General features: G+C 36.8%; 14 protein-coding genes. 3 read left to right on the top strand and 11 right to left on the bottom strand.

The features are described 5' to 3' along the window. Nucleotides 1–18: 18 nt before the first annotated feature. The gene (gene acnA / locus BN1068_RS03185) at nucleotides 19–2,730 is read right to left on the bottom strand and encodes an aconitate hydratase AcnA (protein WP_077601374.1); all 2,712 of its coding nucleotides are present in this window, start codon (nucleotides 2,728–2,730) and stop codon (nucleotides 19–21) included. A gap of 285 nt (nucleotides 2,731–3,015) precedes the next feature. Next, entirely contained in the window at nucleotides 3,016–4,137 is a 1,122-nt protein-coding gene (locus tag BN1068_RS23910) for an ATP-binding protein (RefSeq protein ID WP_254846688.1), read from the bottom strand. Between the two features lie 222 nt (nucleotides 4,138–4,359). Here BN1068_RS23910 and BN1068_RS03175 point away from each other — a divergent pair, with 222 nt between their 5' ends. Beyond that, nucleotides 4,360–4,833 carry a DUF2621 family protein gene (locus tag BN1068_RS03175; protein WP_077601372.1) on the top strand — a complete coding sequence of 158 codons (474 nt, stop codon included), beginning with the start codon at nucleotides 4,360–4,362 and terminating at the stop codon, nucleotides 4,831–4,833. A 70-nt stretch (nucleotides 4,834–4,903) separates the two neighbouring features. On the opposite strand, the gene BN1068_RS03170 is transcribed toward BN1068_RS03175, so the two are convergent. The 7 genes from BN1068_RS03170 to BN1068_RS03140 form a co-directional block, all read right to left on the bottom strand. Beyond that, a complete protein-coding gene (locus tag BN1068_RS03170) occupies nucleotides 4,904–5,377 on the bottom strand; it encodes a CcdC family protein (RefSeq protein ID WP_077601371.1) in 474 nt (157 codons plus the stop codon). Nucleotides 5,378–5,500: 123 nt separating this feature from the next. Beyond that, the gene (locus tag BN1068_RS03165) at nucleotides 5,501–6,205 is read right to left on the bottom strand and encodes a cytochrome c biogenesis CcdA family protein (protein ID WP_077601370.1); all 705 of its coding nucleotides are present in this window, start codon (nucleotides 6,203–6,205) and stop codon (nucleotides 5,501–5,503) included. Nucleotides 6,206–6,423: 218 nt separating this feature from the next. Further along, nucleotides 6,424–6,651 carry a YneF family protein gene (locus BN1068_RS03160; protein ID WP_077601369.1) on the bottom strand — a complete coding sequence of 76 codons (228 nt, stop codon included), beginning with the start codon at nucleotides 6,649–6,651 and terminating at the stop codon, nucleotides 6,424–6,426. Nucleotides 6,652–6,698: 47 nt separating this feature from the next. Beyond that, nucleotides 6,699–7,157, bottom strand: coding sequence for a sporulation inhibitor of replication protein SirA (gene sirA / locus BN1068_RS03155; RefSeq protein ID WP_077601368.1), 459 nt, complete (start codon nucleotides 7,155–7,157; stop codon nucleotides 6,699–6,701). 158 nt (nucleotides 7,158–7,315) lie between these two features. After that, nucleotides 7,316–9,316 (bottom strand): transketolase, encoded by a 2,001-nt coding sequence (gene tkt, locus BN1068_RS03150; RefSeq protein WP_077601367.1) that lies wholly within the window; start codon nucleotides 9,314–9,316, stop codon nucleotides 7,316–7,318. A gap of 101 nt (nucleotides 9,317–9,417) precedes the next feature. Further along, nucleotides 9,418–9,651, bottom strand: a complete 234-nt coding sequence (locus BN1068_RS03145) for a DUF896 domain-containing protein (RefSeq protein WP_077601366.1) — start codon at nucleotides 9,649–9,651, stop codon at nucleotides 9,418–9,420. A gap of 68 nt (nucleotides 9,652–9,719) precedes the next feature. Further along, nucleotides 9,720–10,370, bottom strand: coding sequence for a YneB family resolvase-like protein (locus BN1068_RS03140; RefSeq protein WP_077601520.1), 651 nt, complete (start codon nucleotides 10,368–10,370; stop codon nucleotides 9,720–9,722). Nucleotides 10,371–10,847: 477 nt separating this feature from the next. On the opposite strand from BN1068_RS03140, the gene lexA reads away from it, so the two are divergent. Further along, a complete protein-coding gene (gene lexA / locus BN1068_RS03135) occupies nucleotides 10,848–11,468 on the top strand; it encodes a transcriptional repressor LexA (RefSeq protein ID WP_077601365.1) in 621 nt (206 codons plus the stop codon). A 195-nt stretch (nucleotides 11,469–11,663) separates the two neighbouring features. Then, on the top strand, nucleotides 11,664–11,927 hold the full coding sequence (locus BN1068_RS03130; RefSeq protein ID WP_077601364.1) for a hypothetical protein: 264 nt from the start codon (nucleotides 11,664–11,666) through the stop codon (nucleotides 11,925–11,927). A 202-nt stretch (nucleotides 11,928–12,129) separates the two neighbouring features. Here BN1068_RS03130 and spo0A read toward each other — a convergent pair whose 3' ends face one another. Both spo0A and spoIVB read right to left on the bottom strand, forming a co-directional pair. Next, nucleotides 12,130–12,912, bottom strand: a complete 783-nt coding sequence (gene spo0A, locus BN1068_RS03125; RefSeq protein WP_077601363.1) for a sporulation transcription factor Spo0A — start codon at nucleotides 12,910–12,912, stop codon at nucleotides 12,130–12,132. Between the two features lie 295 nt (nucleotides 12,913–13,207). Next, nucleotides 13,208–14,398, bottom strand: coding sequence for a SpoIVB peptidase (gene spoIVB, locus BN1068_RS03115; protein WP_175637048.1), 1,191 nt, complete (start codon nucleotides 14,396–14,398; stop codon nucleotides 13,208–13,210). Nucleotides 14,399–14,642 lie beyond the last annotated feature (244 nt).

The following is a 14,642-nucleotide window of genomic DNA, read 5'->3' as shown; positions in this document are numbered from 1 at the left end:
TTATAAAGCAGCAGGCTGCTATGCTTTTACTTTTTCACGCAGTACCATACGTAAGATACCGCCATGACGATAGTAATCAATTTCTACGTCACTATCGAAACGGGCTACTGCTTTAAATGAAGTTACTTTACCAGCTTCATCTGTTGCAGTTACATCGACCAGGTCACCCGGTTTTACAGATTCATCAACGTCTACCGCAAATGTTTCTTTACCTGTTAAACCTAAGCTTTCAGCGTTTTGACCTTTTTCAAATTGCAATGGTAATACACCCATCATAACAAGGTTGGAACGGTGAATACGTTCGAAGCTTTCAGCAATAACAGTTTTGATTCCTAATAGATTGGTACCTTTTGCAGCCCAGTCACGGGATGATCCCATACCATAATCTTTTCCGCCCATAACAATAAGACCTGTTCCATCCTGCTGATATTTCATTGCAGCATCATAGATCGGCATTACATCACCAGTTGGCCAGTAAGTAGTATAACCGCCTTCTGTACCAGGAGCTAACAGGTTACGGATACGGATGTTAGCAAACGTACCACGCATCATGATTTCATGGTTCCCGCGACGGGATCCATAAGAGTTAAAGTTTCTAGGTGAAACTCCTTTTTCTTGCAAGTACTTGCCTGCTGGCATATCTTTTGCAATTGCACCTGCCGGAGAAATGTGATCTGTTGTTACAGAATCGCCAAATAATCCGATAGCGCGTAATCCGCTGAGCGGTTCCACCGTGCCCGCTTCCGGAGTCAGCCCTTCAAAGAATGGAGGGTTTTGGATATAAGTAGATTCCTCATCCCACTCAAACAACGGTTCATCTGTTGTATCAATTTCATTCCATTTTTCATTGGAATTAAATACATTTTCATATTCTTTGCGGAAGATTTCCGGAGTAACTACTTTCTGAACCTCTTCTTTGATTTCAGTAAGTGTCGGCCAGATATCAGACATATAAATGTCATTGCCCTCTGTATCTTTACCAAGAGCATCCTTCGTCAGATCAATATCCACTGTTCCTGCAAGTGCATATGCAACTACAAGCGGCGGTGAAGCTAAGTAGTTCGCTTTTACAAGCGGATGGATACGTCCTTCAAAGTTACGGTTACCTGATAATACAGAAGACGCAATTAAATCACTTTCAGCAATAGCTTCTTCAATTTCTTCACGTAATGGTCCAGAGTTACCGATACATGTTGTACATCCATAACCTACAAGATTAAAGCCAAGTTTATCTAAATACGTTTGTAAACCTGCATCTTCTAAGTAACGTGTTACAACTTTGGAACCTGGCGCCAGTGAAGTTTTAACATATTCAGGTACTTCCAGGCCTTTTTCAACAGCTTTTTTCGCAACAAGACCTGCCCCTAACATAACATACGGGTTAGATGTGTTTGTACAGGATGTGATTGCTGCAATAGCAAGACTTCCTGTTTTCATAACAGAAGTTTTACCATTTGGATGCTTGATTTCAATTTCTTTATCAAATTCAGCTTTATCTAATCCAAATCCCTGGTTTCCTTCTTTTGCAGTAATTGCTTTATTAAATTCTTTTTTCATGTTAGAAAGCGCAATTAAATCCTGCGGACGTTTTGGTCCGGAAAGATTCGGTTCTAACTCTGAAAGATTTATTTCAATTACTTGTGTGTATTCAGGATCAGCAGCATCTGCGTCATACCATAAATTATTTTCTTTACAGTATTTTTCAACAGTTGCAATCAGCTCATCGTCACGCCCGGTTAATTTCAAATAATCAAGCGATTCCTGATCGATTGGGAAGAATCCGCAAGTTGCACCGTATTCCGGCGCCATATTAGAAATAGTCGCACGGTCAGCTAATGGCATATCCTTTAGACCTGGTCCGAAGTACTCTACAAATTTACCGACTACATTTTGCTCACGCAATACCTGTGTTACTTTCAATGCAAGGTCAGTCGCTGTCGTACCATTCGGGAATGAACCAGTGAATTTCACACCGATTACTTCCGGTGCAGGGAAATAAGAAGGCTGTCCAAGCATGCCTGCTTCCGCTTCAATTCCGCCGACACCCCAGCCCAGAATACCCAGACCATTGATCATTGTTGTGTGAGAATCGGTTCCTACAAGTGTATCAGGGAACGTGTCGTAAGTGCCGTCTTCATTTTCAAGCGCATGTACAACATCAGCAAGATACTCCAGGTTTACCTGGTGAACAATACCTGTTGCCGGCGGTACCGCACGATAGTTATTAAATGCTTTCTGAGCCCAGTTTAAGAACTGATAACGCTCCGCATTACGTTCAAACTCCAATTCCATATTTGCACGTAACGCATCCGCTGTTCCGTATTGGTCAACCTGTACAGAATGGTCAATAACCAGGTCTACTGGAACTTCCGGATTGATTTTGTCCGGTTCTCCGCCAAGGTCTACCATTGCTTTACGAAGGGAAGCAAGGTCAACAACTGCAGGAACTCCTGTAAAGTCCTGCAAAATAACACGGGAAGGTTTAAAAGGTACATCTGCTCCTGTAGCCTTATCTGTTCCCCAGTTTGCCAGTGATTCAACATGTTCATTTTTAATTTGATGTCCATCATGCTGTCTTAATAAAGATTCTAAAAGAACACGGATAGAAAATGGCAAACGGTCCACCTTGCCTAATCCTGCTTCTTCCAAATCCTTTAAACGGTAATAATTATACGTTTTACCGTTCAGCTCGAACTGCTTTTTTGCATTGTACGCATTTGTGTTCGACATATTGTGTTACCCCTTTCATTTCCTCTCCTCCCCGTCTTTTCACAGGGAGGTATTACTTTTTTTAATCAATTCTGCTATTCAAATAAATAGACTGTTCATAGTATATAATATAGGAATCTAGCAAATAAAACAAATAATTATTGTTAAATAGTAGATAGTAAAAAGTTATGCCAAGAGATAAGTCTAACTTATACAATCCCTAATTTATTGATAGTGAAAATAATATGAGTGCTGCATATCCTCTTAATGGTTTGGAAAAGGACAACATAACCGTCAAAAATAATTTTATAAATCCGTTTCATTATCAGCTTTTGGAAAAATAATTTCAAAAGTACTTCCTTTGTATTCATTATTATACATATGAAAATCCGCATCATGGTTACTGAGAATTTTTTTGGTAATTAACAGCCCCAGTCCTGTTCCAGATGATTTTGTTGTAAAAAAAGGTTCTCCAAGCCGGTGCAGAACTTCTTCCGGCAGCCCGCAGCCTTCATCAATAACGGAAATTTTTATTTTATCTTCATTTTCTTTTGCTTTCACAATAATTTGCCCGGGCTGATCCATGGCTTCAATTGCATTTTTCACCAGGTTAATTAGAACTTGTTTAATTTGAGAACGATCACAAAGAACCGGTGCATTTGTACTGCTTTGCAGCTGGATTTGAATATTCTTTTGATTCGCCTGGGATTGTAATAACATTGCTACATCCTGCATCATACTTGTTACTTCTTCTTTAGAACGATTATCTGTCAATGGCTTCGAAATAAATAATAATTCTGATGTAATTGATTCGATTTTTTCAACCTCTTCAATCATCACATTAAAGTATTCTTCCTTATGCTGGGCGCCGGCCTGGAGTAATTGCAAGAACCCCTTTAAGGACGTAAGCGGATTACGAATTTCATGCACTAAGCTTGCGGCCAGCTGGCCCGCTACATTCATCTTCTCTGAACGGATCATCAAGTCCTCAAGCATGGAATCTTCTGTTTTTTTCTCCAGATAAGCCAAAATTCTTTTTTCTGTATCTATTCCCGTTAAAGTATAATTTAACTCACAGGAAAAAGATATTTCTTCTCCTTGTTTATTAGGAATATCGATTAACAGATTTTTTTGTTTCACTTTGTCATCAGTCAAAAACTGTGTTGTAATCTCAGAATCTATTCTGATTGGAGCATCCTTCCACGTTGTCCCGATTACTTCTTTTGGTTCATAGCCAAGTATTCTATAGACAGAATCGCTGATATATTCTATTTCACCGCTTCGTTTGAATGCTACCACAATTCCTTCAATTTTCTTACTCAGCCATGAAACAATGGCTGCTGAAAGCGTTGCATCGGGGTGTAAATTATGACGACTTTCAGAACTTTGTAAGCCATTAGGCAGTTCATTTTTTGGTTTTTTATCCATACCCATGCTCCTTCCAGAAATTATTATAAATAATATGTATGATTATGACGAAACAATTATGAATACTTGTGTATATTTCTTATTAACTTTATAATATAAAAGTAAGGAATGATGACAATGGTTAAGTTAATGTTACTACAATTTTCTAAAAAAATAAATTGATAGTTTATAATAATTAGCAATATTCGTAATTTTTCTTGTGAGATTAAGGTGAGGTGTACGATGATATCACTTATTGTTATAATGTGGGGCTGTTTATTAATAGGTTTGATGGCAATCGGTGGGTATTTTATGTTTCGAAAGTTCTTAAAGCGGCTGCCGAAAGAGGACGGACGGTCCATTATGGATTGGGAAGAATATTATTTTGAACAGACATTACATAAATGGTCTCAGACAGAAAAAGACTTCTTGGAAGAGCTGGTTTCACCGGTCCCTGAATTGTTCAGAGATGTGGCCAGACAAAGAATTGCCAGTAAAATTGGCGAATTATCCATTCAAAAAAAGGAGGATTCCATTACTCGTCCGACATTAATTGAAGGATATATTTTAGCAACACCAAAAAGAGATCATAAATTTCTCCGCAAAAAACTGAAAGAAAAAAATATTGATGTTGCGCCCTATGAAGATTTTTTCCAACAGTCGAAAGACAATTATCAGGAGAATTGGGAAGAAAAATATAAGCAAAAGAAATCATAGTTTGCAAATCTCTAGGATAAATAAGTATATCCTAATAAAAAATGATTTTCATAAACAAAAAGCAAAGTGCTTAAATTTCTGCACTTTGCTTTTTTGTTAATTGTAAATACTGATAAAGCATAGCCAATCTCCATGTTCCTATCATTCCTAAAGCAAGTAAAAAGAACATACCGGATGTTTCACCAACAGAGATGCTTGTACCAATAATCAGTTTAATGATAATACGGATCACCAGCAAACTGACCAAAATGACAGGAAACATCTTTGATGGCTTAACATAAACATGGTCTCCTTCATGCTCTAATTTTGATGTTTTAATTAAAAAAATAGAAAATATCATTCCTACAATAAGCGCTTCTGCAACTTGCAGCCAGCTTATCTGAAACATCGGAAATAAGAACATCAGCGCCCCTGTACTCATAAAAAACGGCGGCAGAATAATCTTTTTTACAGATGCCGGTCTTCTGGAAGCACGCATACGTACAAATATCATCACAATTGCCATAAATGCAAAAACGGCCGTAGTTGCAAGTGCTAAATACATTCCTAACAACTCTTTTCTCTAAATTCTGGCAAGCATCTCTCAAAAAATTATTCGATGCTTTCCTTCTTCAAATTTAACATCTTTCTTTTAATCATAACTCGAAATGATGTTATTTGAAAGCATTTAAAACCCGCTAAAGCCGAATAATCCTGCTAAAAATCCAGTTAATTTTGTCATCCAATCAAAAAACAATGCAATTCCTACTAAAATCATAATCCAGCCGCCGATTTTCACCATTTTCTGGCTGTGCTTTTTAAACCATTTTAATTTGCCGATAAAGAAGGCCAGTACTAAAAAAGGAATAGAAAATCCTAAAATATAGCTGGTCATCATAATCAATCCCATATTTGGGCTTGTTGCGGCCAGTGTAAATACAATGCCTAGAATTGGCCCAGTACATGGTGTCCACCCTAACGAAAATGCCATGCCAATGATAATAGATCCCAAATACCCTGCCGGACGGTTTTTAAATTGTATTTTCCGATCTTTCATGAGAAATTGAAAATTTAATACCCCGACAATAACCAATCCAAAAAAGATAATTAAAATAGCACCAATCTGTCTTATTTCATTTTGATACATATTCAAGAAATCAGAAATATACGTTGTCGAAAAACCAATCATTATAAAAATACTTGAAAAACCGATTAGAAAACATATCGTATGTAAAATTGCTTTTCGATCAAGTTTTCTGTTATCCTGATTTATTTCATTCATGCTCATCCCCGTAATATAAGAAAGAAATACAGGATACAGCGGAAGAACACAAGGTGAAATAAAGGAAAGAAATCCAGCTGAAAAAGCCAAGAAAATATTAATTTCCTCCATGATAATCCCCCTATCAATCATTTCTATTCTAACAGAGAAATACAAAAATAAAAGATTATTTTATGACAATCTCTATACATTTTACGTTAATAATTTAAAAAGATGACTGAGGAGATTTTATTTTAACCTTTTCTGCTGCATACTAAGCATTTTTGCCAATAAGAAAAACCACCTTCTAAAAAAGTGGTTTTAGTGCTTGTCCATAAAATAATTATAAATTATTTCCCAGACTGATTTTGGTTATTCATCGCCCGCATCATTTGATTAATTTTCTTCTGCGACGGCTTTTGGCCCATTTGCATCATCAATGTACGAAGCATCTGCTCATTAATCGGCGGATTCTTTTTCAAATAATTCATCATATATTTTCTGGCAATGAAAAATCCAAGAGCAACACCAGCAACTAAAGCTGCAATTGCAATTAATACTACCCATATCGTACTCATGTTACAAAATTTCCTCCTTCGTGTTGTCTCTAATACAGTATATTAGATTAGAGGAAATTATACAACACTTGACTTTCATCATCCTGCGCTTTTACCGGCTTTGGAGAAATCCATCCATACTGAGGCGTATCCTTCCCCTGTACAAAGAAATAAGGATGGATATCTTCTAATATAGGGAAAAGAACCGATACTGCAGAAACTAAATGATTACATTTTAAAATTAACTGCCCATTCTCTATATATAGACAAAGTGTTTCTTCTCCTTTTTTTACAATCACTCTATTCCCGATTCGTTTTATCATAATATCAGGTGAAGAAAACGTCTTTAAATGCATAGCAAACTTATAAAAATGGATTTTTCTGGTTATGAAACGAAATTGCTTTCTAATGATAATCTCATCCTGATTTTCAGCACATTCTAAAAAAAATCGATGTAATAAATCACTTTTATGAAAATAATTTTTTGCTACACTCTCTTCTATCCAATAAATTGCATATTCATTCATCACGCATTCCTCCTTTGACTATTATTATAGAGGAATCTATTTCCGAAAGTTGTCAAAATAGTGTGCAAAGAACAACTTCTTTTGTCGAAACTGAAATAAATAAAGGAGAGAGGCTCTATCACCTCTCTCCTGGCAAATATAAAATATATAAACTTACCTTATTTCGTAATTTCTTCAACTAATTTAACAACGTTATCGACTGTAAAACCATATTTCTCAATCAATAGATCACCATTCGCTGAAGCACCGAACCGGTCAATAGTAAGTGTCTTACCTTCGAGTCCCACATAACGGTCCCATCCAAATGACGCAGCCATTTCAAGGCCGACTCTGGCTGTTACTTCTTTAGGAAGTACTTCGTTTTTATATGCTTCATCCTGTGCTTCGAAACGATCCCATGAAGGCATACTTACTACCTGAACATCCAATCCTTTTTCTTTCAATGCTGCTTGAGCTGCAACTGCTAATTGAACTTCAGAGCCTGTAGCTAACAGAAGCGCATCCGGTGTTTCTTTTTCAGATTTACTTACAATATAAGCACCTTTTTTAACCCCTTCATAGGCTAATTCTGCTGTATTAGCTAATGTAGGAAGATTTTGGCGGGTCAACACGAGAGCTGTAGGCTGATCCGTTGATTCCAGAGCTAACCTCCATGCTGCCTGCACTTCATTCCCATCAGCTGGACGGATTAATGATAGATGCGGCATCGCACGTAAAGCAGCTAAATGCTCCACAGGTTCATGCGTTGGACCATCTTCACCAACGGCAATCGAATCATGTGTAAACACATAGGTTACAGGCATATTCATTATAGATGCAAGACGGATAGATGGACGTAAATAGTCACTGAACACAAAGAATGTTCCGCCAAAAACATGAAGCCCGCCATGGAGAGCCATTCCGTTTAAGGCAGCGCCCATTGCATGTTCACGAACACCAAACCAGACATTACGGCCGGCATAATCTGCTTTTGTAAAATCATTTTCATCGTTAATTGTCGTTTTATTTGATCCTGCAAGGTCCGCACTTCCGCCAAAGAAGTTTGGAACAGCTTTTGCTACGGCATTTAATACTTCTCCTGAAGAGGCACGTGTAGCAAGCTTTGATCCTTCCTCATACACTGGAAGACTTTCATGCCAGTTTTTAGGAAGCTCGCCTTTCAACGCAAGGTCAAATTGCTCACCTAGTTCCGGATATGCTTCTTTATAATTGGCAACAAGATCATTCCACGCAGATTCTTTTTCTGAACCATCCGTAGCAATCTTTTCTTTGAAGTCTGCATACACTTCATCAGATACATAAAAATCCTCATGATTCCATTTATAATATTCTTTTGTTAACTTCACTTCATCTGCCCCAAGTGGAGATCCGTGTGAAGCACTGGAAGCAGATTTATTTGGAGAACCATAACCGATGATTGTTTTAACTTCAATTAGTGTCGGCTGATCCTGATTTTGCTGTGCTTCTTTAATCGCCTGGCGAATGGCATCGACATCATTGCCGTCTTCTACCCGAAGAACTTGCCAGCCATATGCTTTAAAGCGCTGTTCTGAGTTGTCAGAGAATGCCCGGTCCAAATCACCATCTAATGAGATATCATTGGAATCATAGAGAGCGATCAGTTTACCTAAGCCCAAATGACCGGCCAAAGATGCTGCTTCATGCGAAATACCTTCCATTAAATCCCCGTCACTGACAATCGCATATGTATAATGATCTACCACATTATACCCCTCTTTATTATAAGTAGCACCAAGATGTGCTTCAGCCATTGCCATACCAACAGACATAGCAAGCCCTTGACCTAATGGGCCGGTCGTTGCTTCCACACCGTCCGTATGATGTACCTCGGGATGTCCCGGCGTTTTAGAATCCCATTGACGGAATTCTTTTAAATCGTCGATTGACACTTTGTAACCGGATAAATGTAATAGACTGTACAGCAGCATAGATCCATGACCGGCAGATAAGACAAAACGGTCACGGTTGAACCATTTTGAATTTTTCGGGTTATGATTCATAAAATCTGTCCAAAGGGTGTAAGCCATTGGAGCTGCCCCCATTGGTAAACCAGGATGTCCGGAGTTTGCTTTTTCAATCGCATCAATGGATAACGTACGAATCGTATTAATAGATTGTTGTTCAATTTGTTGTGTCATTATTTTTCTCCTTCCACTTCAAAACATATTCTATTTCTAACTCTATTTTATAATGAAATCCTTTACTATACAAGCTAAGTCAATGTGAAGATTGTGTAGAATTAGTGTTTTTTATTGCGCTCTTGATAATCTCGAAGCTTTTGCGGAGTAACATCATTACCTTTCGGGTCAATTACTGTCATCCCTTTCAGATGATTTTTAAAAGACCCCCGTACATTCCCCAGATATTCTTTACGCAATGCCTGCTGCTCGTTTTTTTCTTCTTCAGTTAATCCTTCATTCTTTGCTTTGTTAGCTAAGACATTAATTCTGTCCAGCTTATCTTTAGACAACATATATCTTGTCCCTCCTTCTACTAAAAAAACAGGAGATAAACTTCCTGTTATTCTATCTTACGCTACGATTAATTTTCATTCAAGGAATTGATATACTCCTGATACCGCCGGTGGATCGTTGCTTTGGATGCCTCAAAGCCCAGTCCGTTTAAAATTGTTGTAATCTCTTGAAACGTTAATTTATTCTGACGAAGCCGGACAATTTCCTCTATCGGAATTTCAGTACGCTCCCTTCCCGGAGACTGATTGATATGATTTAAATTTTTCTGAGGATTATATCCATTTGATACAGCGCGGCGCATGCCCCGTTTTATTTTCATATTATGTAGTTTACGCTGATATTCTTCCACTATACCGACAATATTTAACACCATAGAGTCAGCTTCATTAAGCTCCAGTCTTCCCTCATGTGTAATTGTATAAATAGGAATATTCATTTTCCGCAGTTGATGAAATAAAGCAATTTTTGTATTCCCTCTCCCAAGCCTTGTCTCGTCCTGAATACAAAGACAATCAGCTTCTTGATGTGAAAAATAATCAAGAAGCTTAAAAATACCGTCTCTATCTATGTCATAACCGCTGGCCTTTTCCTCAATACAATCCACAACTGTAAAATTTAATTTTCCAGCCAGTGCTGTCAGCTCTTCATATTGTCTCTGAAGTGATGTTTCCTGTGTTTCTTTCTCTGTACTCACCCGACAATAAATTATTGCTCTCAATGTTTTATCCTCCAATAGAAAATCCCTCTTTTTTACATCTATAAAGTAAAATGCGCCTTCACTTTTTGTTCAAAAGTCTAATGAAAAATGAACCAGCAAATTTCTTCATACTTTTAGAACACGCACTTTAAATAATTTATTTTACCAACACTGCAAATTTTATTTACTCTCTATAAAACATGCAAGGAAATAAGCCATATGGGCTTAAAAACTTAAGCAGTAGTAACCATCATCGTATATAAAAATAATAAAGCAATAATAAAAGCTACAATATAAAACGCATCTGATTTCATTAGTTTTTCAAACATATTAAAAAACTCCCTTCAGTATTTTATAAGGTCCCGGAACAGTTGTTCTGATTATAGTATATTTAGAACAGTTGTTCTTGTCAACACTTTTTAGAACATTTGTTTGTAAAATTATTATTTAAGTGCTATACTGTGAATAACAAATACCTATGCTAGAGGGGAGAAAGTCATGACAAAACTATCGAAAAGACAGCAGATGATTTTTGACTTTATTAAAGAACAAGTAGAACAGAAAGGTTATCCGCCTTCCGTTCGCGAAATCGCCGTTGCTGTCGGGTTAGCTTCAAGCTCTACGGTTCATGGGCACTTGGAAAGACTTGAAAACAAAGGATATATACGGAGAGATCCTACGAAGCCCCGTGCCATTGAGATTATGTATGAGAATGAAAATGAAGCACCCAGAGACAAAGCTATTTACGTACCTGTAATCGGAAAAGTTACAGCAGGTATTCCTATTACAGCCATTGAAAATATTGAAGAATTTATTCCTGTTCCGAGCTCCTCAGCCGGGCCGGAGGATAATCTGTTTGTACTTGTAATTGATGGAGAAAGTATGATCGAAGCAGGCATTTTAGACAATGATATGGTTATTGTCAAACAACAGAGTTCTGCTGATAACGGGGATATAGTTGTAGCGATGACCGAGGATAACGAGGCTACTGTTAAACGATTTTTTAAAGAAAAAAACCGTTTTCGACTGCAGCCGGAAAACGCAACCATGGAACCACTTTATTATGAAAATGTTTCTATCCTGGGTAAGGTTATCGGATTATACCGCAATATCCACTAAAAATAAAAATGCAGTATATTTATACAGTCTGAGAACAGAACATCCTGCTTCTTCGCGGGCCTATAAGCGATGCTATTCCTAAAAAAAGGTTAACGGATACAGTTAAAACTGTATCCGTTAACCTTTTTTCTAACATAAAATTAGTCCAAGCCTAATATGCTTTATATAAAGTACAAGTTCAAGGAGTGTGTAAAATTGACTGAAACGATAAAAAAGAAACGTTGGCTTTATATTCCAATTATTATTATCAGCTTTGTTCTGGGAATTATCTATCTAACGAAAGTTGCTGACTACTTAACGCTGCCATTTTTATCAACTCTTTTACTCATTGTCACTTTTTTAGAAGTTTATCCAGACAAAAACTATTTTTCCAAAACTAATTTAATAAAAATCATTTCTGCTCTTTTACTTGTCGCTCTTGCCTTATGGTATCAGGTGACTGTTTTTATAATTGGCTAAATCGACAAAGCATTTCATTCAATCTTTCCTTTCGTTTAAGGAAACCGATGCTTACCATTACTTACGCTAATCTAAAAATAAGTAATATACCGACTTTTGGGAATATAAAAAAGTGAGCTGACTCCTTTTTTTATATTTAGGATTTGAAACCGGATGACCCGTATAAAATTATGTCGGCTGCTTCGTACTCGTCATAGGAATATTAACTCACTTTATGTTCCAAACGTAATCGGTCAGCAACCATCGCGATGAATTCTGAGTTTGTCGGCTTCGCTTTTGAAATATTAATGGTGTAGCCAAATAAAGCCGAAATGGAATCAATATTTCCTCTGCTCCAGGCAACTTCTATTGCATGGCGGATAGCTCTTTCTACACGCGAAGCAGTTGTATTAAATTTTTTAGCAATATCAGGGTAAAGCACTTTTGTAATAGATCCTAAAAGTTCAATATCATTATAAACCATTGTAATTGCCTCTCTTAAGTACATATATCCTTTAATATGTGCAGGTACACCAATTTCATGAATAATATTTGTTATATTTGCTTCCAAATCTTGTTTTTTCCTGTTTTCTGTATTTGTTTTATTGACATTCGATACTCTTGGAATACTGCTGCCTTGAACCTGTAAGATTTGGTCAGCCAGATTCTGTATGTCAAATGGCTTCAGAATAAAATAAGAAGCTCCTAAATCTACAGCTTTCTTCATCACTTCTTCCTGACCAAAAGCTGTCAGCATTATAATATGTGGTTTTTTATTTAAATCCATTTTTTTAATTTCATTTAATACGGCAATTCCGTCCATATGAGGCATGATAATATCTAATACCAGTACATCCGGGTTTTTCTCTTCAATCAGCGGGATACAGTCCCTGCCGTTTAATGCTGTTCCAACAATTTCAATTTCTTCCTGCTCCCCAAAAAAGTCCTCCATTAATTGAATTAACTCACGATTATCATCAACAAAACATACAGATATTTTACTCACTAAAAAATCCTCCCTTTGCTTTTTATGCACCTATTACATATTCTACAAAAAATATAAATATCCTCTTTAAAATCAAAAAACTTTTGATTTATTTCGATTTTCTTAAGTATTCTCTGTTTTTCTTTATTTTTCACCAACTTTCGACACGATTTTCAAGCTCTTTGTATTCGTTTTCATTATATCAGATAGTGATTGGATATAAAACACCTGTATCCATACACTGTACGCAGCTTTAATCTTTATAGTACTAATTAAAAAAATACTTGTAATGGCCATCACCATTACAAGTATTTTTTTAAGCTGCATTCTCATTGGATTCAGACTTGATAATGCCGGCATCCTCAAGCATCCATTCGATATGAACACCATAACCAGAGGTTGGATCATTGACGAATACATGTGTTACTGCGCCAATAATTTTGCCATTTTGAATAATTGGACTGCCGCTCATCCCCTGCACAATCCCGCCTGTTAACTCTAACAATCGAGGATCAGTAATCTGAATAACCATTCCTTTTGTTGACGCTGATTTTTGAGGAACACTGCTGATAATTTCAATATCAAATTCTTCAATTTTTTCTCCATCAACTACTGTAAGAATTTTTGCCGGACCTTCTTTGACTTCATGAGATAATGCTACCGGAAATGCTTCATCGTATTTTTCATGATTCACTTCCTTCTCTAATATCCCAAATATACCGTAATCCGTATTTTTTGTTATATTACCAATTCTTTTTTCCTGTGTTTGAAAGGAGGCTTGTTTTTCTCCCGGTAAACCATTATCTCCCTTTTCAATAGCTGTTACAGAAGAATGAATAATGGATCCTTGTTTAATATCAATCGGCTTTTTTGTATCCATATCTGAGATAACATGCCCTAAGGCACCATACCGGCCTGTTTTCGGGTCATAAAACGTCATTGTGCCAATCCCTGCAGCAGTATCTCTAATATATAACCCGATTTTATAAGCTTTTTCTTTTTTATCAAAAATCGGTTGTAAACTGGTTTCGATCATTTTATCTCCGCGTTTCAGTTTGATCTGCAGCTTTTTATTCTCTTTACCGCTATTATCAACAATCGGTTTGATATCTGTCATATGGTTAATCTTTTGGCCGTTTATTTCAACAATCGTGTCACCAACATTTATTTTAGCAGCTTCTCCTGGAGATTTTGCTCCTTCTGACACTTTTACCTGATGATGGCCTACAACCAGAACTCCTTTTGTCTCCAGTTGAACTCCAATCGATTGTCCCCCCGGCACTACTTTCACATCCTCCAGACGCTGATATTGCTCCTTATTGTCCTCTTTTGAGCTCTCCTCCTTATTTAAAAAGGGAATGATCGGGGAGTCATGGAAAACTTCTTTATATCCTTGTAGGGATGTATCTGCGTGGATAAAGGAAGGAAAAAGAAAAAACAACATAAAAAAAAGTGATAACAGCGAGCATATTTTATATTTTAAATTGCTCTTGCTTGGTTTACTCATAAATCGTCTCCTCCTCATACAAAAAATATTATCTTTCTGTACATATACTTTTTGCAATTGGAGGGCAGTTTAAACTGGAACAACCTATGTGATATGTGTATCTTTTCCTATAAAAATATAGATAAACTAACGTATAGTGTTGTTGTTCTAAAGATGCAAAAGGACATGTTATTAACGAAATTTGTAAGTACAGGAAAAAGAAAAAACCGGTACGTTTATTGTCCGATTTTTTTTCGTTTTTATC

Source organism: Oceanobacillus sojae, from assembly GCF_900162665.1.
GTDB classification, from domain to species: domain Bacteria; phylum Bacillota; class Bacilli; order Bacillales; family Amphibacillaceae; genus Oceanobacillus; species Oceanobacillus sojae_A.
Note: the sequence above shows the minus strand (reverse complement) of the source record. Positions and strands in the feature narration are given on the sequence as shown.

Coding starts and splice junctions, on each gene's coding strand:
- acnA (WP_077601374.1), bottom strand. CDS start 2,730: ATGTCGAACACAAATGCGTACAATGCAAAAAAGCAGTTCGAGCTGAAC.
- BN1068_RS23910 (WP_254846688.1), bottom strand. CDS start 4,137: ATGGATAAAAAACCAAAAAATGAACTGCCTAATGGCTTACAAAGTTCT.
- BN1068_RS03175 (WP_077601372.1), top strand. CDS start 4,360: ATGATATCACTTATTGTTATAATGTGGGGCTGTTTATTAATAGGTTTG.
- BN1068_RS03170 (WP_077601371.1), bottom strand. CDS start 5,377: ATGTATTTAGCACTTGCAACTACGGCCGTTTTTGCATTTATGGCAATT.
- BN1068_RS03165 (WP_077601370.1), bottom strand. CDS start 6,205: ATGGAGGAAATTAATATTTTCTTGGCTTTTTCAGCTGGATTTCTTTCC.
- BN1068_RS03160 (WP_077601369.1), bottom strand. CDS start 6,651: ATGAGTACGATATGGGTAGTATTAATTGCAATTGCAGCTTTAGTTGCT.
- sirA (WP_077601368.1), bottom strand. CDS start 7,157: ATGAATGAATATGCAATTTATTGGATAGAAGAGAGTGTAGCAAAAAAT.
- tkt (WP_077601367.1), bottom strand. CDS start 9,316: ATGACACAACAAATTGAACAACAATCTATTAATACGATTCGTACGTTA.
- BN1068_RS03145 (WP_077601366.1), bottom strand. CDS start 9,651: ATGTTGTCTAAAGATAAGCTGGACAGAATTAATGTCTTAGCTAACAAA.
- lexA (WP_077601365.1), top strand. CDS start 10,848: ATGACAAAACTATCGAAAAGACAGCAGATGATTTTTGACTTTATTAAA.
- spoIVB (WP_175637048.1), bottom strand. CDS start 14,398: ATGAGTAAACCAAGCAAGAGCAATTTAAAATATAAAATATGCTCGCTG.